At 59.8% G+C, this 23,704-nt stretch carries 23 protein-coding genes; 16 read left to right on the forward strand and 7 right to left on the reverse strand.

The window, feature by feature from the left end; genetic code table 11:
* The first annotated feature begins 51 nt into the window (after window positions 1-51).
* The 6 genes from B2Y33_RS00770 to B2Y33_RS00795 all read left to right on the forward strand — a co-directional run bounded on the left by B2Y33_RS00770 (window position 52) and on the right by B2Y33_RS00795 (window position 7,383).
* Complete coding sequence (locus B2Y33_RS00770) at window positions 52-1,407, forward strand: M16 family metallopeptidase (protein ID WP_027913488.1); 1,356 nt, start codon at window positions 52-54, stop codon at window positions 1,405-1,407.
* The gene (locus tag B2Y33_RS00775) at window positions 1,400-2,890 is read left to right on the forward strand and encodes a M16 family metallopeptidase (RefSeq protein WP_027913487.1); all 1,491 of its coding nucleotides are present in this window, start codon (window positions 1,400-1,402) and stop codon (window positions 2,888-2,890) included. Before B2Y33_RS00770 ends, B2Y33_RS00775 begins: the two co-directional genes overlap by 8 nt.
* Window positions 2,890-3,492 (forward strand): 16S rRNA (guanine(966)-N(2))-methyltransferase RsmD, encoded by a 603-nt coding sequence (gene rsmD / locus B2Y33_RS00780; RefSeq protein WP_027913486.1) that lies wholly within the window; start codon window positions 2,890-2,892, stop codon window positions 3,490-3,492. The genes B2Y33_RS00775 and rsmD overlap by 1 nt, the downstream gene beginning before the upstream one ends.
* Window positions 3,493-3,562: 70 nt before the next feature.
* Window positions 3,563-4,906, forward strand: coding sequence for a M16 family metallopeptidase (locus B2Y33_RS00785; protein ID WP_206405115.1), 1,344 nt, complete (start codon window positions 3,563-3,565; stop codon window positions 4,904-4,906).
* The gene (locus B2Y33_RS00790; protein WP_027913484.1) at window positions 4,903-6,303 is read left to right on the forward strand and encodes a M16 family metallopeptidase; all 1,401 of its coding nucleotides are present in this window, start codon (window positions 4,903-4,905) and stop codon (window positions 6,301-6,303) included. Before B2Y33_RS00785 ends, B2Y33_RS00790 begins: the two co-directional genes overlap by 4 nt.
* An 87-nt stretch (window positions 6,304-6,390) precedes the next feature.
* Window positions 6,391-7,383 (forward strand): hydrolase, encoded by a 993-nt coding sequence (locus B2Y33_RS00795; protein ID WP_028686698.1) that lies wholly within the window; start codon window positions 6,391-6,393, stop codon window positions 7,381-7,383.
* 8 nt (window positions 7,384-7,391) lie between these two features.
* Here the strand turns inward: B2Y33_RS00795 and B2Y33_RS00800 are convergent, their stop codons facing one another.
* Complete coding sequence (locus tag B2Y33_RS00800; RefSeq protein WP_028686699.1) at window positions 7,392-8,249, reverse strand: sulfurtransferase; 858 nt, start codon at window positions 8,247-8,249, stop codon at window positions 7,392-7,394.
* A gap of 37 nt (window positions 8,250-8,286) precedes the next feature.
* Window positions 8,287-8,952: a TetR/AcrR family transcriptional regulator gene (locus tag B2Y33_RS00805; protein ID WP_027913481.1), complete on the reverse strand. Its 666-nt coding sequence runs from the start codon at window positions 8,950-8,952 to the stop codon at window positions 8,287-8,289.
* A gap of 199 nt (window positions 8,953-9,151) precedes the next feature.
* On the opposite strand from B2Y33_RS00805, the gene coaD reads away from it, so the two are divergent.
* Both coaD and B2Y33_RS00815 read left to right on the forward strand, forming a co-directional pair.
* Entirely contained in the window at window positions 9,152-9,631 is a 480-nt protein-coding gene (coaD, locus tag B2Y33_RS00810; protein WP_023532462.1) for a pantetheine-phosphate adenylyltransferase, read from the forward strand.
* Window positions 9,632-9,740: 109 nt separating this feature from the next.
* Complete coding sequence (locus B2Y33_RS00815; protein ID WP_023532594.1) at window positions 9,741-9,992, forward strand: YfhL family 4Fe-4S dicluster ferredoxin; 252 nt, start codon at window positions 9,741-9,743, stop codon at window positions 9,990-9,992.
* A gap of 68 nt (window positions 9,993-10,060) precedes the next feature.
* On the opposite strand, the gene mutM is transcribed toward B2Y33_RS00815, so the two are convergent.
* Window positions 10,061-10,873, reverse strand: coding sequence for a bifunctional DNA-formamidopyrimidine glycosylase/DNA-(apurinic or apyrimidinic site) lyase (gene mutM / locus B2Y33_RS00820; protein WP_028686700.1), 813 nt, complete (start codon window positions 10,871-10,873; stop codon window positions 10,061-10,063).
* 3 nt (window positions 10,874-10,876) lie between these two features.
* The gene (locus B2Y33_RS00825; RefSeq protein WP_173645904.1) at window positions 10,877-11,695 is read right to left on the reverse strand and encodes an HDOD domain-containing protein; all 819 of its coding nucleotides are present in this window, start codon (window positions 11,693-11,695) and stop codon (window positions 10,877-10,879) included.
* A gap of 190 nt (window positions 11,696-11,885) precedes the next feature.
* Between B2Y33_RS00825 and B2Y33_RS00830 the strand changes: the two genes are divergently transcribed.
* The 6 genes from B2Y33_RS00830 (at window position 11,886) to B2Y33_RS00855 (ending at window position 17,210) form a co-directional block, all read left to right on the forward strand.
* Complete coding sequence (locus B2Y33_RS00830) at window positions 11,886-12,422, forward strand: type 1 glutamine amidotransferase domain-containing protein (RefSeq protein ID WP_206405114.1); 537 nt, start codon at window positions 11,886-11,888, stop codon at window positions 12,420-12,422.
* 66 nt (window positions 12,423-12,488) lie between these two features.
* The gene (locus B2Y33_RS00835) at window positions 12,489-13,685 is read left to right on the forward strand and encodes a class I SAM-dependent rRNA methyltransferase (protein WP_027913478.1); all 1,197 of its coding nucleotides are present in this window, start codon (window positions 12,489-12,491) and stop codon (window positions 13,683-13,685) included.
* A gap of 109 nt (window positions 13,686-13,794) precedes the next feature.
* The gene (locus B2Y33_RS00840; protein WP_206405113.1) at window positions 13,795-13,938 is read left to right on the forward strand and encodes a hypothetical protein; all 144 of its coding nucleotides are present in this window, start codon (window positions 13,795-13,797) and stop codon (window positions 13,936-13,938) included.
* A 54-nt stretch (window positions 13,939-13,992) separates the two neighbouring features.
* Window positions 13,993-15,072, forward strand: a complete 1,080-nt coding sequence (locus B2Y33_RS00845; protein WP_206405112.1) for a SagB/ThcOx family dehydrogenase — start codon at window positions 13,993-13,995, stop codon at window positions 15,070-15,072.
* A complete protein-coding gene (locus tag B2Y33_RS00850) occupies window positions 15,062-16,003 on the forward strand; it encodes a diiron oxygenase (protein WP_081728176.1) in 942 nt (313 codons plus the stop codon). Before B2Y33_RS00845 ends, B2Y33_RS00850 begins: the two co-directional genes overlap by 11 nt.
* On the forward strand, window positions 15,996-17,210 hold the full coding sequence (locus tag B2Y33_RS00855) for an MFS transporter (protein WP_027913476.1): 1,215 nt from the start codon (window positions 15,996-15,998) through the stop codon (window positions 17,208-17,210). The genes B2Y33_RS00850 and B2Y33_RS00855 overlap by 8 nt, the downstream gene beginning before the upstream one ends.
* Before the next feature lie 166 nt (window positions 17,211-17,376).
* Here the strand turns inward: B2Y33_RS00855 and B2Y33_RS00860 are convergent, their stop codons facing one another.
* Window positions 17,377-18,033, reverse strand: a complete 657-nt coding sequence (locus B2Y33_RS00860; RefSeq protein ID WP_206405111.1) for a magnesium transporter — start codon at window positions 18,031-18,033, stop codon at window positions 17,377-17,379.
* 474 nt (window positions 18,034-18,507) lie between these two features.
* On the opposite strand from B2Y33_RS00860, the gene ilvD reads away from it, so the two are divergent.
* A complete protein-coding gene (gene ilvD / locus B2Y33_RS00865) occupies window positions 18,508-20,349 on the forward strand; it encodes a dihydroxy-acid dehydratase (RefSeq protein ID WP_027913475.1) in 1,842 nt (613 codons plus the stop codon).
* A gap of 95 nt (window positions 20,350-20,444) precedes the next feature.
* On the opposite strand, the gene B2Y33_RS00870 is transcribed toward ilvD, so the two are convergent.
* Window positions 20,445-21,500 carry a phosphorylcholine phosphatase gene (locus B2Y33_RS00870; protein WP_028686703.1) on the reverse strand — a complete coding sequence of 352 codons (1,056 nt, stop codon included), beginning with the start codon at window positions 21,498-21,500 and terminating at the stop codon, window positions 20,445-20,447.
* Window positions 21,501-21,741: 241 nt separating this feature from the next.
* Here B2Y33_RS00870 and B2Y33_RS00875 point away from each other — a divergent pair, with 241 nt between their 5' ends.
* The gene (locus B2Y33_RS00875) at window positions 21,742-23,133 is read left to right on the forward strand and encodes an L-cystine transporter (RefSeq protein ID WP_023532302.1); all 1,392 of its coding nucleotides are present in this window, start codon (window positions 21,742-21,744) and stop codon (window positions 23,131-23,133) included.
* A 49-nt stretch (window positions 23,134-23,182) separates the two neighbouring features.
* On the opposite strand, the gene B2Y33_RS00880 is transcribed toward B2Y33_RS00875, so the two are convergent.
* On the reverse strand, window positions 23,183-23,698 hold the full coding sequence (locus B2Y33_RS00880) for a dihydrofolate reductase (RefSeq protein ID WP_104926611.1): 516 nt from the start codon (window positions 23,696-23,698) through the stop codon (window positions 23,183-23,185).
* Between the last annotated feature and the right edge of the window lie 6 nt (window positions 23,699-23,704).

The following is a 23,704-nucleotide window of genomic DNA, read 5'->3' on the forward strand; positions in this document are numbered from 1 at the left end:
CTGGCCTGCCGACGCTAAACCCAGCGGGCCGCCGAACAGGTTAAACACCGTATGAATGCTCTAGCCCGCCGCGCCGCTGGCCTGTTGCTCGGCACGCTGTGCCTCCCGCTTGCGGCCTTCGCCGCCGATGTGCAACCCACTCACGAATTCATCCTGGATAACGGCCTCAAAGTGGTCGTGCGCGAAGACCATCGCGCCCCGGTGGTGGTCTCGCAGATCTGGTACAAGGTCGGCTCCAGCTACGAGACGCCTGGCCAGACCGGCCTTTCGCATGCGCTCGAGCACATGATGTTCAAGGGCAGTGCCAAGGTCGGCCCTGGCGAAGCCTCGCGCATCCTGCGGGATTTGGGCGCCGAAGAGAACGCGTTCACCAGCGACGACTACACCGCCTACTATCAGGTGCTGGCGCGCGATCGCTTGCCGGTCGCCTTCGAGCTGGAGGCCGATCGCCTGGCCAGCCTGCGTCTGCCGGCCGACGAGTTCAGCCGTGAAATCGAGGTCATCAAGGAAGAGCGCCGCCTGCGCACCGACGACCAGCCCAATGCCAAGGCGTTCGAGCTGTTTCGTGCCATGGCCTACCCGGCCAGCGGCTACCACACCCCAACCATCGGCTGGATGGCTGACCTGGAGCGCATGAAAGTCGAGGAGCTGCGCCACTGGTACACCTCGTGGTACGCACCCAACAACGCCACGCTCGTGGTGGTGGGCGATGTTACCGCCGACGAAGTCAAGGGCCTGGCCCAGAAGTACTTCGGCGCTATTCCTCGCCGGGACACACCTGCGGCCAAGCTGCCGCTGGAGCTGGCAGAGCCCGGCCAGCGACAGCTGACCCTGCACGTGCGCACCCAGCTGCCGAGCCTGATCTACGGCTTCAACGTACCTGGCCTGCCCACGGCCCAGGACCCTCGCACGGTGCATGCCTTGCGCCTGATCTCGGCCTTGCTTGATGGCGGCTACAGTGCACGCATGCCCGCACGACTGGAGCGCGGGCAGGAGCTGGTGGCCGGGGCCTCGTCCAGCTACAACGCCTTCACGCGCGGCGACAGCCTGTTCCTGATTTCAGCCACGCCCAACGTGCAGAAACAAAAAACCCTGGCAGACGTGGAAAAGGGCATCTGGCAACTGCTGGATGAACTCAAGACCACACCGCCTACGGCAGAAGAGCTCGAGCGCGTGCGCGCCCAGGTCATCGCCGGGCTGGTGTATGACCGCGACTCGATCAGCAGCCAGGCAACCACCATCGGCCAGCTGGAAACCGTCGGCCTGTCCTGGAAGTTGATCGACAGCGAGCTGGACGAACTCAAGCGCGTTACCCCTCAGGACATCCAGCAAGCTGCCCGTACCTATTTCACCCGCGAACGCCTGAGCGTTGCCCATGTACTGCCCGAGGAGTCCGCTCATGAGTGACCGTCGCTTGCATCGTCCCCACTGGCTGGCTACGGGTATCTGTACCTGGGCATTGACGGCTGCACTGGCCGTACCGGCACTGGCCGAGGACGCTGCCAAGGCTGGCAATGCACAAGCCCGGCAGGCCAACACATTACAGTCCCTGGCCGAGCTTGACGGCAAGGCGCCCACTACCCGCCAGCTGAACATCCAGCACTGGAATACGGCTGAAGGCGCGCGGGTGCTGTTCGTCGAGGCCCGCGAGCTCCCGATGTTCGACCTGCGCGTGACCTTCGCCGCCGGCAGCAGCCAGGACGGTGACACACCAGGCCTGGCGGCCCTGACCAACGCCATGCTCAACGAAGGCGTAAAGGGCAAGGATGTGACTGCCATCGCCCAAGGCTTCGAGGGCCTTGGGGCGGATTTCGGCAACGGCTCGTACCGCGACATGGCCGTCGCTTCGCTACGTAGCCTCAGTGCCAAGGACAAGCGCGAACCGGCCTTGAAGCTGTTTACCGAGGTCACAGGCAAGCCCACCTTCCCGGACGAGGCGCTCAAACGGCTCAAGAACCAGATGCTGGCCGGCTTCGAGTACGATAAGCAGAACCCCGGCAAGCTTGCAGGCAAGACGCTGTTCACCCACCTGTACGGCGAACACCCTTATGCGCATCCCAGCGATGGGACACCGCAAAGCATCACCGGCATTACCCTTGAGCAGTTGCGTGCGTTTCATGCCAAGGCTTACACACCGGGCAATGCCGTCATTGCACTGGTGGGCGACCTGAACCGCAGCGAAGCCGAGGCAATTGCCGCGCAGGTTTCAGCCGGCCTGCCCAAAGGCCCGGCCTTGCCTGCCCCAGCCCAGCCGACAGCGCCCAAGGCAGGCTTCACCCACATCGAGTTTCCGTCCCAACAGACACACCTGATGCTCGCAGAGCTGGGTATCGATCGCCAGGACAAGGATTGGCCAGCCTTGTCACTGGGCAATCAGATCCTCGGTGGCGGCGCGTTCGGCACGCGGCTGATGAGTGAGGTGCGTGAAAAGCGCGGTCTGACCTACGGTGTCTATTCGGCCTTCAGCCCGATGCAAGTGCGCGGCCCGTTCATGATCAACCTGCAAACCCGCGCCGAACTCAGCGAAGGGACATTGAAGCTGGTTCAGGGTATTCTGGCCGACTATCTGCGCAGCGGCCCTACCCAGCAGGAACTGGACGATGCCAAGCGCGAGCTGGCTGGAAGCTTCCCGCTTTCCAATGCGAGCAATGCCAGCATCGTCGGGCAACTGGGCGCCATCGGCTTCTACAACCTGCCATTAAGCTGGCTGGAAGACTTCATGCAGCAGTCCCAGGCCCTGACCGTCGAACAGGTCAAGGACGCCATGAACAAGCATTTGTCCGCCGACAAGCTGGTCATCGTCACAGTCGGTCCGAAGGTGCCGCAGAAGCCACTGCCAGCCCCTACTGACAAACCCTCCGGGCAACCGCTCGGGGTACCGGAGCACTAATGCCAAGATCCAACCCTCCCGCCCGCCAGCAACCGGGCCAGAGCAAGGGCCAGGGCCACCTGCGCATCATCGCGGGCCAATGGCGCAGCCGTCGTCTGGCCGTGCCCGATGGTGAGGGCTTGCGCCCTACACCTGACCGGGTACGCGAGACGGTTTTCAACTGGCTGGCCCCCTATATTGAGGGCGCGCACGTGCTCGACGCCTTCACCGGCAGCGGGGCGTTGGTACTGGAGGCCCTGTCTCGCGGGGCCGAGGATGCCGTGGCACTGGACAGCAATTCTGCCGCCATCGCCAACCTCAAGCACAACCTCGAGATCCTGCGCTGTCCACGGGGGCAGATCCTTCAGACCGATGCCTTGCGCTATCTGCAAGGCCCTGCCAAAAAGCAATTCGACCTGGTATTCCTGGACCCACCTTTTCATCAGCAGTTGCTGGCAGACACCTGCAACCTGCTCGAACAGAACCAGTGGCTGAGCGAGCAAGCGTGGGTATATACCGAGAGCGAAGCGGCTCCGTCGACCTTGCAGCTACCTGCCAACTGGCGACTGCACCGGGAGAAGAAAACCGGACAGGTGCATTACGCACTGTGGCAACGGGGCTAACTATTTAGCGCAGCTGGCGCCCCACGTTGACTGATGCTGCTCGGGTCTCTAGCCATCCGAGCACCTCAGCATGACCGTATCGCTCTCCGCGCCTTCACTGGCCGATGATGTCTCGGCGGCGCTTGCCTCTCTTGCAGGCGCCAGCCCCTCCCCTGTGCAGCATTTCACGCTTGAAAACGGCCTGTCCGTCTACCTGAGACAGCAGAGCCGAAATGCCCTCGCCGCCGTCCAGCTCTGGTACAACGTCGGTACCCGTCACGAGCCAGCAGGGCAGACTAACCTCTCGCACTTGCTTGAACATGTCATCTTCGAAGGCAGCCGCAAGCTTGAGCCTGGGCAGTACGCGAAAGTCGTTGCCCGCCTTGCGGGACAGGCCAATGCCAGTACTCTCCTCGATGCCACCTCTTTCGACATGTTGTTGCCTGCATCGCGCCTGCCCGTTGCGCTCGAACTGTTGGCAGATGCCATGGACACGGCCACATTCGGGTTGCCCGAGTTGGCACGAGGCGCCAAGGCGATCGCTGACGAACGACGCCTGAAAGTAGACGCCCAGCCCATCCAGCAAGCCTACGACCGTCACTTGGCCCTGGCTCACGGCAGCAGCCCGTATGCGACCCCAAGCTTCGGTTCGGCGATAGATCTACAGAACATCGACCTGCCAACGCTGCGGCAGTGGTACACCACCCGCTACCGGCCTAACAACGCCACGCTCGTCGTGGTGGGCAACGTGGAACTGGAAACGTTGAAACAGCAGGTCGAAACGTACTTCGCGCACCTGGAGCGCGGTCAGCTGCCAGACTCGCCTTTTCCCCGCTCAGACGCTCCAATGGCGGAACGCAGCCAGGCCGTTAGCTTGCCCGGCCTTAGCCATGGCCTGCTGATGTCCTTCAACGTCCCCAGTTGTGCCACAGCCAACGATGCACTCACGAGCAAAACCCTCGAGCTGATCTGTGAAGTGCTGGCCGAGGGCTCCAGCGCTTGGCTGTATGCCGAACTTGTCAGGGGACGGGGCCTGCTGACAGGCGTTGCCGCAACCTATGCCCCCCTTGTACGTGGCGACACCGTAATCACCTTCTCAGCCTACGTGAACACACTGAATGCGACCCTCGAACAAGCTACTGAAGCGACTTATGAGCAGATAGCACGCTTGCAAACCGAAGCCTTGTCGGCTGAACAGTTGCAGCAGATAAAGCTGCGACTGCTCGCCCGCCAGCTTTTCTCTCTCGACAGCGCAACGGCCCAAGCTTCGCAAATCGGCGCCATGGCCGCGACAGGGCAACCAGCAAGCCTGATCGACGAACATGCGCGCCTGATATCGATCATCGACAGTGCTCAGGTGCAGCAGGTAGCGCGCACTTATCTGGGGCGTGAGCGGCTGACCACCACCTCTCTTCTACCAGGAGCGCAAGCATGAACGACGATCAGATACGCCAACCAGCACCTGTGCTGTGCCAAGGGCCTGCCATCGATACGGCGCGGCAAGCGATGGCAAGGCTGAGCTCGACCCAGCGTGTCGAACTCGACCAGCCTCCTGCACTCCTGGCCACGGCTGAGCGGTGGGAGACGGCGCAAGGCACGAAGGTCAGTTTCATGGCTACGCATGATCGCCCCATGATTGATCTGGTGCTGCGATTCCGGGCAGGTAGCGCACTTGATGGCGATCACCCAGGGCTGGCCGCGCTGACGCTCTACAGCCTTGATCAGGGCACGGCAACCCTGAGCGCGGCGCAATTTGCCGAGCAAATGGCTGCAAGGGGCGCCATCGTGGGACGCTCGTTGAGCGAAGAAAAAGCCACGATCACGCTAAGGTGCCTGAGCACACCCGGTTTGCTGCGAGCAGTTTCGCAAACGCTGGCGCAGATGCTGGCTCGCCCTGCGTTTCGCCCAGAGGACGTTACGAAGATACGTGATCGAATAGCGCTCTACCAAGGCCGGCAAAAACTCAATCCGCTGGCACGCCTGATCAATACAACCACCGGTCATGTCTTCAGCGGCCATCCGTACGCGTCGCACGCCGATGCTGGGATCATCGGCCCCTTGACCACTGACCAAGTGCGGGCTTTTCATGCAAAGGCCTACTCGGCCAATAACCTCGACATAGGGCTGGTCGGCGACCTTAGCCGGGACGACGCAGAGCAACTGGTCAATGACCTGACACGTGATTTGCCGCAGCAGTGGGCAGCGCAGCCGCCGTCCATGCTGGCTGAGCAGTCGCCGCTGTCACACCATATCACGCACCCTGGCAGTGCAACTCAGGCAATGCTGACAGTGGCCGTTCCTGTGCTACCCAGCGACCCGGTCTATGCTGCCCTGGAGTTGCTGACCGAGATTCTGGGCGGCAACCACGAAGCGCGCTTGCCTCAGGAACTGCGCCATTTGCGAGGGCTGACCTACACGGTCACCACCAAACTCAGGCACTTGGATGCTGGAACACTGCTGCACATACACTGGGACGTCGCCCCCCAACACCGGGAAGCTTCACATGCACTGGTCGCAGGGATGCTGGACTGCCTGCACACACGTGGGCCAACTCAGGTCGAGTGCGACATGGCCGTCAATCAGATCGCTGCCCGGCTGCACCGCCAACTGGCCGACAGCGCACATCTGGCAGCGACATTGGCCACGCACAGCCATCAGGGCTTGCCCGCCGATTACCTGACCACCCATCTGGACAGGCTTGCTTCATTGACCCCTGCATACCTTCGTGAAGTGGCGCAGGTGTGGTGGCGAAAGGCACCTCAGGTATTCGTCACCCTCGGCCCCGACGCTGAGCAGTCCCCCTTGCCTGCGCCGGAGCCAGCCCAGCGATAGGTGAGCACGGGGTAAGGCGAGTCAGTGAAGGCTGATACAAGCGCTGTTTCATGGCACTCTAGCCGGGCACATCACGAGTTGCCCAGCATGCCAAGTTCCAGCGCCCTGTTTCATCCTGCCAAAGGCCTTTCCAACCCTCACCTGCAAACATTGTGGGGACCGCTGTGGCGCAAGACGCCGACGCTGCAACGCGAGCGCGAACGCATCTGGCTGGCGGACGGGGACTTCATCGACCTTGACTGGCATGGCCCGCACCAGCCCCATGCGCCGCTGGTGCTGGTGCTTCACGGGTTGACGGGGTCATCGGGCTCACCCTATGTCAAAGGCTTGCAACAGGCGCTGCACGCACTGGGCTGGGCGAGCGTCGCGGCGAACTGGCGGGGCTGCTCTGGGGAACCGAACCTGCTGCCCCGCAGCTACCATTCCGGCGCCAGTGAGGACCTGGCTGAGATCGTCAGTCACCTGTGTGCCAAAAGGCCGCTGGCGCCCCTGTACGCGGTGGGCTACTCCCTGGGAGGCAATGTCCTGCTCAAATACCTGGGCGAACAGGGTGACAACAGCCGGTTGCAGGCGGCAGTCGCCGTTTCCGTGCCTTTTCGCCTGGATCAGTGTGCCGATCGTATCGGCCTGGGGTTTTCGAAGGTGTACCAGGCGCATTTCATGCGCGAGATGCTGGCCTATGTGCAGGTCAAGCAGCGCCTGTTCAAAGACCATGGTCACCCAGAACGGCTGGCAATCCTGGAGCAGCTCGGTCCACTGCATGGCTTGCGCACGTTCTGGGATTTCGATGCCAAGGTCACTGCACCGCTGAACGGTTTTCAGGATGTGCACGACTATTATCGCCGCGCTTCAAGTGGCTTCTACCTGAGCCATAACCGTACCCGGACCCTGATCATCCAGGCCAGCGACGACCCCTTCGTCTCGCCTCTGAGCGTGCCGACGGCAGATGAGCTGGCCCCAGGGACCGAGCTTGAGCTGCACGCTCAGGGTGGCCATGTTGGGTTCGTCGACGGCAGCCTGCGAAAACCGGGCTATTACCTGGAGCGCCGAATTCCGCAATGGTTACGCGAAGGCCTGTAGTGGAGGGCCTACTGGTCGCCCGTTGCCACTGCATGCTCAGGGCGGGTGATCCACTCACTCCATGAGCCTGCATACAGTTTGCCGAGCGGGTAACCGGCCAATGCCAGCGCGAACAGGTTATGACACGCCGTTACCCCTGAACCGCAGTACGCAACCAGATGCTCAGGCGCGCGTCCCTGCAGCTGCTGCTCGAAACGTTGCCGGAGTTGCTCGGGCGGAAGAAACCGGCCGTCGCTGCCAAGGTTCTCGGTGAAGGCGGCGCAGCGTGCGCCAGGGATGTGTCCTGCCACTGGGTCGATGGGTTCCATGTCGCCACGAAAACGTGGCAATGCGCGCGCATCCAGCAGGGTCAGGTCTGAGCTGCCCAGGCGCTGAACCAGGCTTTCGGCATCGATCAGCATGGCCTCATCGGGCTGGCCGCTGAAGTTGCCTTCGCGCCGGGCCGGGGGATCCAGGCTCAATGGCAGGTGCGCGGCGTGCCAGGCGGTCAGGCCGCCGTCCAGGATTGCAACGCCACTGCGTTTGCCCAGCCAGGCCAGCAGCCACCAGCCTCGCGCCGCATAGGCACCGGTACCGTCGTCGTACAGCACCACGTCGCTCTCGTTATCTACGCCCCATTCGCGCAGGCGCGCTACCAGCTTTTCTGGATCAGGCAGCGGGTGTCGCCCTGTCACACCCTTGCTGACCGGGCCGCTGAAGTCTCGCTCAAGGTCGGCAAAGTGCGCCCCTTCGATGTGACCCAAGGCGTAACTGCGCTGACCGTAATCCACATCCTCAAGGGCGAAACGACAGTCGAGAATGACAAGGCCGGGTGAATCCAGCCGCTCGGCCAACTGCTGCGGGGTGATCAACTGCGCAAGTGACATGACAATCTCCTGATCGATGTAATCCCGGGCCCGGGCGCTAGTGCTCAAGCGCCTGAATGAACGGTACGTGAAACTCGCTGCACAAGGCCTGCACGGCATTGCGCGCAGGCTCGGTGACGAACCCCAGCTCAAGGGCCAGCACCTGATAGACGCCCCGCTTGAACGCTTCTTCACCCAGGTGCGTTGCATGCTCCCGGGTCGTGCTGAGAAAGCGCACCCACGAGGTGAGCACGATCCAGGCATTGATGGTCAGCGACTCCTGCTGCGCGGGGTTCATCGCCAGAATACCCGCCTCGACGAAGCCGCGGTAAATGGCCTTGCCCTGACGCATGCAGCGTGCGGAGAAGCGCCGATAACGGGCTGCCAGCTCAGCATCGCTGCCCAGCAGATGCTCCAGGTCCCGGTGCAGGAAACGGTAGTTCCACATGGCAGCCAGCAGCGCCTGCAAGTAGAACCGCTTGTCCTGCACCGCCAGCGGGCGCCCCTGCGGCGGACGCAGAAAACTGTCTACGTGCGTTTCGTACTGGCTGAACAAAACCGCGATGATCGCCTGCTTGTTGGGGAAGTGGTAATAGAGATTGCCTGGCGAGATGCCCAGGTGCGCCGCGATATGGTTGGTGCTGACGCTGCGTTCGCCCGACTGATTGAACAGCTCAAGGCTGCTCTGAACGATTCTCTCGCGGGTCTTGATGGGCCGGGCCATGTCCAGCATCCTGTCTACGGAGCAGTGAAAACCGCCATGGTACGAGGTATTGCCAAGGCGTTGCACCGTATCAAAGCGCCGTGCCCTCGCACCATTGGCTGGCCCAAAGTATAGTGCCTTGGCCGGCCGCATGACTTGGCCGGGCGCAGTCGCTGCGCTACCATCCGACTCCCCAACGCACTCCAGCCAGGATGACGCGATGAACCGAGTGTTGTACCCGGGTACTTTCGACCCCATTACCAAAGGCCATGGCGATCTGGTCGAGCGCGCCTCGCGGCTGTTCGACACCGTGATCATTGCAGTGGCCGCCAGCCCCAAGAAAAACCCTTTGTTCCCGCTGGAACAACGCGTGGAGCTGGCCCGTGAGGTCACCAGGCACCTGCCCAATGTCGAAGTCATCGGCTTTTCCTCGTTGCTGGCGCATTTTGCCAAGGAGCAAGGTGCCAATGTGTTCCTTCGGGGTTTGCGTGCAGTGTCGGACTTCGAATACGAGTTCCAGCTGGCGAACATGAACCGTCAACTGGCACCCGACGTCGAGAGCCTGTTTCTCACGCCGTCGGAGCGGTACTCGTTCATCTCGTCGACCCTGGTCCGCGAAATAGCCGCACTGGGGGGCGATATCAGCAAATTCGTGCACCCGGCCGTGGCCGATGCGCTGACTGAACGCTTCAAGAAGTAAAGCCGCTGTTCCAGATCGTCGCGCCTGCGTGCACTGCAGGCGCGAATGCGGCACAATTGTGCCCATTGCGTTGAACATGCCCGGGCGCTGAGCCCCGGCCGGAGCCCCCATGTCCCTGATCATCACCGACGATTGCATCAACTGCGACGTCTGCGAACCCGAGTGCCCCAACGAGGCCATCTCCCAAGGCGAAGAGATCTACGTGATCGACCCCAACCTGTGCACCCAGTGCGTGGGTCATTACGACGAGCCGCAGTGCCAGCAGGTCTGCCCGGTCGACTGCATCCCACTGGATGAGGCGCACCCGGAAAGCGAAGAGCAACTGATGGCCAAGTACCTCAAGATCACTGGCAAGGCCTGACGCTGCCGGCCGTCGGCATCCTCGCGCATCGGCCTCTCCATGGCGATCATCCCGAAGCGCGCACGGCCTCAGCGTTGGCAGCGCGGGCAGAACACACTGGCGCGTTGCCCAAGCTTCACATCCCGCAACTCGGTGCCACACACCTTGCAGGGCAAGCCGCCGCGCCCGTAGGCGAACAGTGTCTGCTGGAAGTACCCTGGCTGGCCATCACCGCCGATGAAATCGCGCAGCGTGGTGCCGCCCAGTTCGATGGCGGCCGCCAGCACGCGTTTGATCTCGATGGCCAGCTTCAGGTATCGCGCCCGCGAGATGCCACCGGCCGCTCGGCGCGGATCGATGCCGGCAGCGAACAGTGCTTCGGTCGCATAGATGTTGCCCACCCCAACGACCACGGCGTTGTCCATGATGAAGGGCTTGACCGCCATCGAACGGCCTCGGGACAGCTGGAACAGTCGCTCACCGTCAAACAGGTCGGTCAGCGGTTCGGGGCCGAGCCGCAGCAGCAATTGATGGTTGAGCGGGTCCTGGCTCCAGAGCATGGCGCCAAAGCGGCGCGGGTCGGTATAGCGCAGCATCAGACCGGATTCGAGCTCGATGTCCACGTGCTCATGCTTGCCAGCCGGCAAGCCCGCCTCCACCAGCCGTAGATTGCCCGACATGCCCAAGTGGCTGATCAGGGTGCCCACTTCGGCATTGATCAGCAGGTACTTGGCCCGGCGTTCGACCGTGACGATGCGCTGCCCGGAGAGCCGCACGTCCAGGTCTTCCGGGATCGGCCAGCGCAAGCGGCGGTCACGCACGACCACGCGGCTGACGCGCTGACCTTCGACGTGCGGTGCAATACCGCGCCGGGTGGTCTCTACCTCGGGTAACTCAGGCATGTATCAGTGCCCACCTAGTTCTCGGATGTTCTGTTTGAGGTTGTCGAAGTCGTATTCCGACAAGCCTATGTAATCGAGCACCAGCGGCCCCACTACGTTCCATTCCTGATCCACCGACTGGTTGCCCAATACCCGGTAGGAGGCACAGATATGCTCGGCCATCTTGAGCACCGCCAACAGGTTTTTCATCTGGCTCTGGTTGTTGCGGGCGCTGTCATCGCGAAACACCGCCAGCGCGTTGTGGTGGTTGGCGATGGCCCCGGTCAGGTGTTCGGGCAAGCGCCAGGACTTGGCCGTGAAATAGCCGACGACGGCATGATTGGTGTTGAAGGCGCGGTTCTCCGTGTCCACGACGCGGGTCTGCTCGTCGGTTTTTGCATAGGCTTCTTCGAGCACATCCATGTACGTGGGGAAGCGCTTTAGCATCAGCGGAACGCCGCAGTCGTGGAACAAGCCGAGGGTATAGGCTTCGTCGGCAGGCTGAATACCCGTGCGCTTGGCCAGCGTCAGGCAGGTCATCGCCACATCCTGCGCGGTATCCCAGAACCGGTTGAGCGTGACGATGGTTTCATCGCTCATTTCGCCCTTGATCGACTGCGCGTTGATCAAGTTGATGATCGAACGACTACCCAGCAAGTTCACCGCACGCTGGATCGAGCCTATCTTGTTGGACAGGCCAAAGTGCGCCGAGTTGACCAGCTTGAGCAAGGCGCCCGACAACCCAGGGTCCTGTGCGATCAGTTTGGCGATGGTTTCCAGGTCCGGATCAGGCATGTACTGCTCGAACTGCAAATCGACCATGATCTGCGGCTGCGGCGGGATGGTGATGCCTTGCAAGGCTTGCTGGATCTGTTCGGCGGTGAGTTCTTGGGACATGCGTGCACACTCGTATGGGACTGCCAATTCTACCGCGATGCACCCCACAGAACTAACCGCTGGATCAGTGAACTTGAACTTTCACAAGCGCGGACGGGCCTGTTTATCATATTCATCGAGTAAAGGAGCAAGGCCCATGGGTACTGAATTGAACGGCAAGCGCGTGGCCATCCTGGTGACTGATGGCTTCGAACAGGTGGAATTGACAGGCCCGCGTGACGCCCTGCAGCAGGCAGGTGCGCAGGTGCACGTGCTGAGCGAGAAGCAAGGCACGGTGCGCGGCTGGAACCACGACGAGCCCGCGGACGAGTTCAAGGTCGACGGCACCTTCGACAGCGCCAGCGAGCTTTATGATGCCGTGGTCCTGCCAGGCGGCGTACAGAACTCGGACACCATTCGCCTGGTTGAAGGCGCCCAGAAAATCGTCAAAAGCCATGACGCAGCCGGCAAACCGATTGCCGTGATCTGCCACGGCGGCTGGCTGCTGGTTTCGAGCGGCTTGACCCAGGGCAAGCGCATGACCAGCTTCAAGACCCTGAAGGATGACCTGCGCAACGCTGGCGCCGAGTGGGTCGACGAAGAAGTGGTGGTTGACGGGAACCTGATCAGCAGCCGGCAGCCCGATGACATCCCTGCCTTCAACAAGGCACTGATCCAGGCCCTGTCGTCCTGACCGCTGGCGCTCAGCAATAAGGCTGGGTAGGGGTTATACTCCCGCTCTTTTTTCCGGAGCGACGTCATGTCCCTGCCCAGTCTTCGCCTTAAAGCCAATGCCGACCGCCGCCTGCGCGCAGGCCACCTGTGGGTCTACAGCAACGAAGTGGACGTTGCCGCCACCCCGCTTCAAGGCTTGCAGGCCGGTCAGCAGGCCGTGCTCGAAGCCGCCAACGGCAAACCACTGGGCATCGTTGCCCTGAGCCCCAACAACCTGATCTGCGCCCGCCTGCTGTCACGCGACGTTAAACTGCCGCTGGACAAATCGCTGCTGGTGCACCGCCTGAACGTGGCCTTGTCCCTGCGCGAGCGCCTGTTCGACAAGCCGTGCTACCGACTTGTCTATGGCGATTCCGATTGGCTGCCGGGGCTGGTCGTCGATCGCTTCTTCGACATTCTGGTGGTGCAACTGGCATCGGCAACCATGGAAGCGCACAAGGATGAGGTCATCGCGGCGCTGGTCCAGGTGCTCAAGCCAAGCGGCATCCTGTTCAAGAACGATTCGGCAGCCCGCGATGCCGAAGGCCTGCAGCGCTATGTGGAAACCGTCTACGGTGAAGTCCCGGATTGGGTACCGCTGGAAGAAAACGGTGTCCGTTTCGAAGCCCCGGTCCGTGAAGGCCAGAAAACCGGCTGGTTCTATGACCACCGCATGAACCGTGCACGCCTGGCCCCCTATGTTCAGGGCAAGCGCGTACTCGACCTGTTCAGCTACATCGGCGGTTGGGGCGTGCAGGCAGGTGCCTTCGGCGCCAGCGAAGTGTTCTGCGTCGATGCCTCGGGCTTTGCCTTGGATGGCGTTGAACGCAACGCCCAGCTCAACGGTATCGGTGACAAGCTGACCTGCATCGAGGGCGACGTCTTCGAAGCCTTGCGCGAACTCAAGGCAGCCGAGGAACGCTTCGACGTGATCATTGCCGACCCGCCCGCCTTCATCAAGCGCAAGAAAGACCTGAAGAACGGCGAGGCTGCCTACCGCAGGCTCAACGAGCAGGCCATGCGCATGCTGAACAAGGACGGCATTCTGGTCAGTGCTTCCTGCTCGATGCACCTCCCCGAAGACGACCTGCACAACATCCTGCTGACCAGTGCCCGTCACCTGGACCGCAACATGCAGTTGCTCGAGCGCGGTGGTCAGGGCCCTGACCATCCGGTGCACCCGGCGATTGGTGAAACCCGCTACATCAAGAGCATTACCTGCCGGTTGCTGCCTAACAGTTGACACTATGAACCTCTAAAAAAACCGGCGAAAGCCGGTTTTTTTTGGTGGACTGTTTCAAATGTATAATCCTAAGTAACTTTTCCCACAGCCACATCGGAAGTTTCTCAGCATGAACAAGATTGCACATATTGACCTACCTGCTAGGCTCGAAAGTGTCGCAATCCCGCGACAAACAGGAGAAAAAATAATGAAAGAAGTTCAACTGGAATCCAAAAAGGCTGAAAACCTCAATCACGTTGTAGCGCCAAAATAATGGGAGGGGCCATGGCGCAGTCTATTACTGCGCCCTGGCTTAAGGAGAGAAAATATGAAAATCAGCCCGTATTTTTTTATTTTTCCTCATGATTCCAATCTGGTGCTTTGGAATTTCAAGAATCACAAGCAGTACATTGTGAATCAAGCATTTCTCAGACGAATTCATGCACTCACCTTAGATATTTCACGATACGACCCCACTCACGCCTTGGACACAAAACTTCATGAGCTCGGTGTCATCATCGAAAGCTTCGAGAAACCTGATCCTTGGGGCTGGGACATGCTGTCGTGGATCTTCCACATCGGTACAAAAGACATCCCTTGCACTGACATTCCAAAAGACAGTAGCGCTTGGGCCAAAGCATACATAGCTCATTGTAATGATGCGTTATCCAGGCCACTGCCCTCCCCGAATCAGCAAAAGCAGGCTCAGCACTGCATTAAGCTAAATCCTCCAGTAGGAGGCGAGCTTGACCTATATCGAAAGCGACAAACCTGCCGCGCCTTTAACGATAGTCCAGTCAAGATTGACATCGTCAGTATGGCCTTATTTTATTGCTTGGGCTTCCTCAAAGAACGCGATTGCCTTGCAGAATCAATGATACCTGAGCCTTTTCGGAAAAGGCGCTGTTGCCCCTCAGGCGGTGGCCTCAACGCTACGGAAGGTTATCTATATGCGCAAAACGTAGAAGGCCTCGAAAGCGGGCTCTACTACTATGACCCTGAGCACCATCGGTTGGATCTTCGCAGTAAAGGGACCTATGAACTAGGCCCCCTTTTAGGCGGCCAGCATTTCGCAGACGAACTTGCATTCGGGTTGTTCCTAACCTCTCGACTCGATAAGTTGTGGTGGAAATACACGCATTCCCGCGCGTACCGCATGGCCTTAATTGAAATCGGGCACGTCTCACAGATGTTTCTAAATGTCTGCACCCAAGCTGAATTGGGCACTTGGCTAACCGGGGCATTAACAGACTCGAAAATCGAAGAATTACTAGGCATCGACAGAACTACCGAGGAAGTCCTCTTCTTTGTCGGCGCGGGTCACGGCACAGGAAGAATACAGCCGGTTGTTTTAGAAGAATTCCTAGCAAACGGCCAGACCACAGCGAGTGACAACAATGAAACGTAACGTCACAAAACCTCATCTTTCTAGATCATTCGAAAATTGGCACTGTCAGAGCAGCGTTAGAGCATCCCCATATAATTATGTGCTTTCGCCTGAGGCGTTGGAAAACCTTGAATGTAGAAACTGGTTCCCCCCGTCGCTGTTGCCTTTCTTGCAAAATCGACATATACGCAATAGATCTAACATAAAAGTCAGATTACAAGCGTGCTACCTCGTGCATTTTCTTGATTACACCAACGTTCTTGAGCACACGGTCGTGAATGCGGCCATCGAAACTATAGCTCATAACAAGCTAAGCGTAAGCTTTGATTCCGACATCAAAGTCATGGCGCACATGATCTATACGGACGAGGGGTATCACGCTTTATTTTCGGCATTAATCGCTGACCAAATTGCTCACCACTTTGATGCACCGCGACTACCCTCAACAAGGCTGGAAGAACTAAACTCATTCCTTAAAGAGACGCACACTGCTTATAGGTCACTCCTTAAATTTGTAATTGGTTTCGTTTCAGAAACCGTCATTGCTAACGAACTACGCAATTTGAGCAAGCACCATCTCGTGGCCACAGTAGAGAGGATGTTCAAAGATCATCTACGCGATGAAGCAAAGCATGCTCTTTATTTTTCGTATTGCTTTACATGGCTCTGGCCCAAACTCGAAGAGCGGGAGAAAGATTTCGTGGTTCGCGCACTGGCAAGGGTGATACAGATTTTTTGCTCATTTGATGAACGATGGCTTATTGGCAACCTTCTGCAATGTGGCCTGCCACTCAGTTCACATCCCTGTATCGTCCGGGATTGTCAACACTGGTCGATCAATCGCTTAATACTGGCTGGATCAGAAACAGTCATCGCCATAAGGAAGGCGGGAATATTAGACATCCCTAAATACAGAGATGCATTAGAAAAAGCAGGCCTTACACATGGGTGAAACTGAAAAAAACGCCATTCAACATTCACCCATAGCGTTAACAGGTTTTTTGTTGCTGATCACTATGCTAGGGGTCTTTCCGATTGATGTCATCTTACCTTCGTTCCAACCGATAGCTAAACATCTAGATACGGGTCCTAACAATATCGCGCTATCAGTGGGTTATTTTGTACTGGCCATGGCCTTCTCGCAACTGGTCATCGGCCCACTGTCAGATAAACTTGGAAGGAAACGACTTCTAATTTGGGGACTGTGGGTGGCATCGATCGGTGCTTTAGGATGCCTACTGACCGAACGATACGCGCTGTTCGTCGCCTTCAGAGTAATCCAGGCTTTAGGGTGCGGCTGCTTTGTTCTCACACAACCGCTTGTACAAGATTTTTTTGATAATACGCGGAGAAACGCTGCCAGGATCGTCCAAATTACCGCAAGCGGATTGTTTATCTCCGTGTCACCGTTGATTGGCAGTTGGCTGCAAAGTCATTTTAGCTGGCAAAGCAGCTTTGTAGTATTTATCGCCTTGACGGGAATGACGTTATTTGCCGCCCAATCGCTACTTGAAAAAGACAGTACTGAATCGTCACACAGCCCCTCTATCGTGCAATCTTACGCTAAACTGATGCTGGATAAACTGTTTATTCGCTACTCCATTCTCGCCGCACTGGGCTTCGCCTGCCACTTCTCCTTCATTGTGGCCTCACCGTTATTGTTTATAAAAATCCTGCATTTCACGCCTTATCAGTTCTCAGTGGCATTCATATTTTATGGCATGGCTTATGTTATAGGGGGTGTGGCCGCAACGCTCATCAACCGTCGTGCAAGTTCGTTAGCACAGCTCTTTTTAGGTGTAGGCCTAATTGCTGTAGCTGGCGCCTTCATCTTCGTATGGCATTGGATTAAACAACCATCAGCCCTGTCCCTGCTGCTTCCGATGGTGCTCAGCACAGCCGGCACATGCCTGTGTCGCTGCGCCGCGACTACCTGCGCTTTGGAGTGCCGACCGAACGAAGCGGGCGCATCCTCCGCCTTACTGAGCGCGCTGGTTTTCGCCGTAGGCGCAATCGCCAGCGGCTTCGTAAGTCTCTTGCACGAAAACTTGCCTGTCGGGCTGGGTGCTGTTTTTCTACTTGTCGCTCTCACTTCTCTGTGCCTGATAGGCATGATCCGTAGATTAAGCGATGGAAGCGGGGCTCAGACCTCTTCATGAGCACGCTTAAAGGTAGCGCCTGGAAACTTTATTCCAAATGACAAGTAAGCGTGTTTTGCTTCAAGGCCCACGGCTACGCTTTAAATGGCGTGCCGCTCAACGCAACGCTGAACAGCGTTGGCGGTAAGCTGAGCGGCATCAAGCACGACCTAGTCGGTTGCCTTGTTCAAAGCCCAAGCACCTGGGTCGCGATCCCGAAGTACACCAATACGCCTGCTGCGTCGGCAATCGAGGTGATCAGCGGCCCGCTGGCCGTGGCAGGGTCCAGCTTGAGCCGGCTCAGCAGAAACGGCAGGCTCATGCCGATCAGGCTGCCGATCAGCACGATCACCACCATGCTGCTGGCCACGATCAAGGCGATCTGCGGGCCGCCCCGCAGCAGCCCAAGCGATGCCACGGCCACCGCCATGGTGCAGCCCAGCAGCAGCGCGACGCCAAATTCACGGCCCAGCATTCTTCCCCAGTCGCTCAGCGTGACCTCGCCTGTGGCCAGACCTCTGACCATGAGAGTAGCCGACTGCGAGCCGGCATTGCCGCCGCTGTCCACCAGCAGTGGCAGAAAGAATACCAGCGCGATGTGCGCGGCAATCGTTTCTTCGAAGGCCGCGATGCCGGCCCCTGAGAACAGGTTGCCGAACACCAGCAGCACCAGCCACAGCACACGCTTGCGGTACAGCAACCCGAGGGTCGCATGCCGCAGGTCACCGATAGTATTGGTGATGGAGGCGCCTTTGTGGAAGCTTTCGGTGGTTTGCCGCCGTTGCGTATCGAGCGCAGCGTCTACGGCACAAACAGCGGTGTTTTTATCGATAGGGTTTTGCATGAAGTTCTCCAGGCGCCGACCAGGCGCCTGCAGGCTTCAGCCTCGCAGACTCAAGCCCTAGGCAGCCCTGGCGGCGGCGCGCTCAGTGCCAGATTGCAGTTCATGGTGAACCGGTAACTGGGAAGGTCCATTGAGGGTCATCTCGTCAAGCCGCACATGCGGCGGCCGAATGATAATGGCAAGTCAGGTGCAGGTCAGCCTCACACGGATCGTTTCAGACGGTTCCTACAACTTCGGGTTTTGCCCAAAAACGCCACCTGGGCACATCGTCATGCCTTCCCGGCGCCAGCGGTGTAGAATCGGGCTATTCATCGCCAGTCATCCCCCGGCGGGTTTATGAGCTCTGGCCAAGCACGCGGCGATCCCGCGCGGTCTTCGGCCCCATCCGTGCCAGTGGCAACCGGCCTGCGGTACAGAGGACAAGAGAAGCTCACTCCCCTTTCTGTGACCTGATTAAGCCGCCAGGAGTGTTTCATGCCTGATTATCGTTCCAAGACTTCCACCCACGGCCGCAACATGGCAGGTGCACGCGCCCTGTGGCGTGCCACCGGCATGAAGGACGAAGACTTCAAGAAGCCGATCATCGCCATCGCCAACTCCTTCACCCAGTTCGTGCCGGGCCATGTGCACCTCAAGGACCTGGGCCAGCTGGTCGCTCGCGAGATCGAGCGCGCCGGTGGCGTGGCCAAGGAATTCAACACCATCGCGGTCGATGACGGCATCGCCATGGGCCACGACGGCATGCTGTACTCGCTGCCCAGCCGTGAAATCATCGCCGACGCGGTGGAGTACATGGTCAACGCGCACTGTGCCGATGCCATCGTCTGCATCTCCAACTGCGACAAGATCACCCCCGGCATGCTGATGGCCGCCTTGCGCCTGAACATTCCGGTGATCTTCGTCTCCGGCGGCCCGATGGAAGCTGGCAAGACCAAGCTGGCCAGCCATGGCCTGGACCTGGTCGATGCCATGGTCATCGCCGCCGACAGCACGGCCTCCGACGAAAAGGTCGCCGAATACGAGCGTAGCGCCTGTCCTACCTGCGGCTCGTGCTCGGGCATGTTCACCGCCAACTCGATGAACTGCCTGACCGAGGCGTTGGGCCTGGCCCTGCCGGGCAACGGCTCCACCCTGGCTACCCATTCGGACCGCGAGCAGTTGTTCCTGACCGCCGGCCGCACCATCGTCGAGCTGTGCAAACGTTACTACGGCGAGAACGACGCATCGGTCCTGCCGCGCAGCATCGCCAACTTCAAGGCGTTCGAGAACGCCATGATGCTGGACATCGCCATGGGTGGCTCGACCAATACCATCCTGCACCTGCTGGCGGCGGCGCAGGAAGGCGAAGTGGCGTTCGACCTGCGCGACATCGATCGCCTGTCGCGCAAGGTGCCGCAACTGTGCAAGGTGGCGCCCAACATCCAGAAGTACCACATGGAGGACGTGCACCGCGCTGGCGGTATCTTCAGCATCCTGGGTTCGCTGGCCCGTGGCGGCCTGCTGCACACCGACCTGCCTACCGTGCACAGCCGCAGCATGGAAGAAGCCATCGCCAAGTGGGACATCACCCAGACCGACGACGAAGCAGTCCACACCTTCTTCAAGGCGGGCCCGGCCGGCATCCCGACCCAGACCGCGTTCAGCCAGTCGACGCGTTGGGAAACCCTGGATGACGACCGCGAGAACGGCTGCATCCGCAGCTTCGAGCACGCGTATTCACAAGAGGGTGGCCTGGCCGTGCTGTACGGCAACATCGCCCTGGACGGCTGCGTGGTGAAAACCGCCGGTGTCGACGAATCGATCCACGTGTTCGAAGGCACGGCCAAGATCTTCGAAAGCCAGGATAGCGCCGTGCGTGGCATCCTCGCCGACGAAGTAAAAGCCGGCGACATCGTGATCATCCGCTACGAAGGGCCGAAAGGTGGCCCGGGCATGCAGGAAATGCTCTATCCCACGTCGTACCTCAAGTCCAAGGGCCTGGGCAAAGCGTGCGCCCTGCTCACCGACGGCCGCTTCTCGGGGGGCACCTCGGGCCTGTCCATTGGCCATGCCTCACCGGAAGCCGCCGCAGGCGGCGCCATCGGCCTGGTACGCGACGGCGACAAGGTCCTGATCGATATACCCAACCGCTCGATCAACCTGCTGGTCAGCGATGACGAGCTGGCCGAGCGCCGCGCCGAGCAGGACAAGAAGGGCTGGAAACCGGCTGAAGTACGCCCGCGCAAGGTGACGACAGCCTTGAAGGCCTACGCCCTGCTGGCGACCAGTGCCGACAAAGGTGCCGTGCGCAACAAGGCGATGCTCGAAGGGCTGTGATACTCGTCCAGCTGTACAAGAACCGGCGCCTTGAGCGCCGGTTTTTTTTGCCGAAACGGCGATGGGGCTTATACAGCATGGAACCACGGCCTGCATCATTGAATCTGTTCAGGCGTCACGATCACCCAGTTCTTGTCCGCCGTCACCGGCAACCCTTCCTTGGCCTGGGCAGCTGCCTGGCTGGCGATCATCCCCTCGAGCTGCTCCATGTACTTGGGCTTGCGGTTTATCCACAGGTGGATACCGCCCTTGCCTACATCCACGCCATGAAACTGCATGTAGCCATCACTGGTCGGGGTATCGCCGCCCACCAGCACGGGCTTTTTCCATTCATCAATGTAGGTCAGGATCGCCGCTTGCTTGCCCGCCATCCACGTGGCTGGTGTCCACAGGTAAGGGGTCAGTTCAAGCCCTTCGTTAGCCTTGGCATCGTAGTGCCCAGCGCTGATCTGCTTGCGTGCCGTTGTCAATTGTCCCGTGGCGCGATCCTTGAGCAACAGGCTGACTCCAATCACGTTCTGCGGTTTCACGTTGTAGCCGTACTTGGGGTCGGAGGCGACCATGCGCACCAGCTCTTCGGAAGCGGCTGATACCACGTAGACCTCGATGCCGTTCTCCATCAACTTGTTGTACAGCTCGGCCTGGCCCTTGAAGACCTTGGGCGGCTGCACTTCGATGGCCTTGACCTGACCCCCTTCGTAATAGGTGCTGGGCACAGGCTTGCCAGACGCCATGAGTTCATCCACCTGTACTTTCAGTTCCTTGAGGGTGAAGCCGGAAAACACTTGCGCCACCCAGGGGTAGCAGACCATGTCGTCGATCTCGCACAGTCGGTAGTAGTAGCTGAACAGGCTCTCCTTGTGCTCGGCGCTGTCCTTGAAGGGTATGAGTTTCAGCGAAGGGTCCAGCTTGTCGCGGCTCAGCAGCCCTTTGTTCTCCATGAAGGGCAGCAAGGCCTCTTCCAGGTCATAGCGATAGCTGGTGTTGTCCATGTCGAACACCGCGTAGTTACCTTTGTGGGCATTGGCGGTGATCATGCGGTCGAGCTGTTTGGCGGCTTCAGCTGGCCAATGATCAAGCTCGGTAGCGAAGGTTTTCAGGCTCAACAGCAGGGATAGGCCAATGGCAGCGGTTTTGAGCGCAACGTTCATGTACGAATCTCCTGAGACGACTGACAGACGCTAGTCGAGTGAGACCCGTCGGTCACGCTCGATTGCGACCTTTATGCCCCCGTAAACGCCGTGTTCATTGCAATCCGCGACGTCTCGATATTCCATTTACGACTATACAAATTCCATTTGGGTATAAATTCCTTTGTTTTCAGGCTGTTAGCATTTCCACTCGCAATCGCACATAGAGGCGGCGACTCATCCTCTCGTTTCCGGAGCTTTAATGAACCTGCCACTGCTGCTTAACCTGCTGGCGTTCCTGGCCTTGTTGCTGGGGCTGGCGCAGACCCGTCATACCGATTGGAGCCTGGCCAAGAAAGTGCTGCTGGGCCTGGCACTGGGCGTGGGCTTCGGCCTGGTACTGCACACGATCTATGGCGCAGGGCACCCCGTGCTCAAGACCACCATCACCTGGCTGGACCTGGTCGGCAACGGCTACGTAGGCCTGTTGCAGATGATCGTCATGCCGCTGATTTTCGCCTCCATCCTCAGTGCCGTGGCGCGTCTTCACAATGCTTCTTCCCTGGGGCGTATCAGCGTCCTGAGCATCGGCACGCTGCTGCTGACCACGGCGATCGCTGCCCTGATCGGCATCCTGCTGACCAACCTCTTTGGCCTCAGTGCCGAAGGCTTGGTGGCAGGCGCCCAGGAGAGCGCACGCATGCAGGTGATCCACAGCGACTATGCAGGCAAGGTCGCCGACCTCAACATCCCGCAACTGCTGCTCTCGTTCATCCCCAGCAACCCGGTCGGCGACCTGGCGCGGGCCAAGCCGACATCGATCATCAGCGTGGTCATCTTTGCCGTTTTCGTCGGCCTGGCCGCCTTGCAGTTGATCAGGGACGACGCCGAGAAGGGTCAGCGTGCACTGTCGGCCATCGATACCCTGCAAGCCTGGGTAATGCGTCTGGTGCGCGTGGTCATGAAACTCACCCCTTACGGCGTGCTGGCGTTGATGACCAAGGTGGTGGCCAGCTCGAACATGGAAGACATCCTCAAGCTGGGCAGCTTCGTGGTCGTGTCCTACCTGGGCCTGGCGCTGATGTTCGTGGTTCACGCGCTCATCCTGGCGGCAATCGGGGTCAGCCCGCTGCGCTTCTTCCGCAAGGTGTGGCCGGTGCTGACCTTCGCCTTCACCAGCCGTTCGAGCGCTGCCAGTATCCCGCTGAACATCGAGGCCCAGACGCGCCGGCTGGGCGTGCCGCAGTCGATCGCCAGCTTCAGCGCCTCGTTCGGGACCACCATCGGCCAGAATGGCTGTGCCGGGCTCTATCCTGCCATGCTGGCAGTGATGGTCGCGCCAGCGGTTGGCATCGATACCTTCGACCCGCTGTGGATCGCCACCTTGGTGGCCATCGTCACGCTCAGTTCAGCCGGGGTGGCCGGGGTTGGCGGCGGCGCCACCTTCGCCGCGCTGATCGTGCTGCCGGCCATGGGCTTGCCGGTGGAGCTGGTGGCACTGCTGATTTCGGTAGAGCCGTTGATCGACATGGGCCGTACGGCGTTGAACGTGAACGGTTCGATGACGGCAGGCGTGGTAACCAGCCAGCTGCTCAAGGAAACCGACAAGCAGGTACTGGCCGATGATGAACACGCAGAATTGAGCCATACCTGAGTGCAGATGGGGCCGCACAGCGCGGCTCCCTTCCTGGCGCAACAGGCGTTCAGGCCTTGTCCCACACCTCGAAGTGATACAGCGGCTTGCCTTCCTCAGCCTGCGCGTGGCTGGACGTGAGCGTCCACTGCTTGCGATCGAAATCCGGGAACCAGGCATCGCCCAGCGGCGACAGCTCGACCCGCGTCACGTACAGGCGGCTGACGAGCCCTTGCTCCAGCGCCTGCCCGTAGAGCTGCGCACCACCGATCAGCATCAGTTCGTCGACACCTTGCTCGCGCGCCCACTGATCGGCCCGCACCAGCGCCTCTTCCAGTGAAGCGAAAACCTCGGCACCGGCCAGTTCCAGCCCGGGCTGCCTGCTGACCACGATGTTCAACCGCCCAGGCAGCGGCCTTCCCAGCGAGTCCCAGGTCTTGCGGCCCATGATGATGGGCTTGCCCAAGGTGGTGGCCTTGAAGTATTTGAAGTCCCCCGGCAAATGCCAGGGCATGGAATTGTCGATGCCTATCACGCGGTTTTCGGCGCAGGCCACGATCAGGCTCAGGGGCAGTAATGTGTTCATGCCAGC

Origin of the sequence: Pseudomonas sp. UBA5666 (assembly GCF_002420785.1) — a bacterium.
Lineage (GTDB): Bacteria > Pseudomonadota > Gammaproteobacteria > Pseudomonadales > Pseudomonadaceae > Aquipseudomonas > Aquipseudomonas fulva.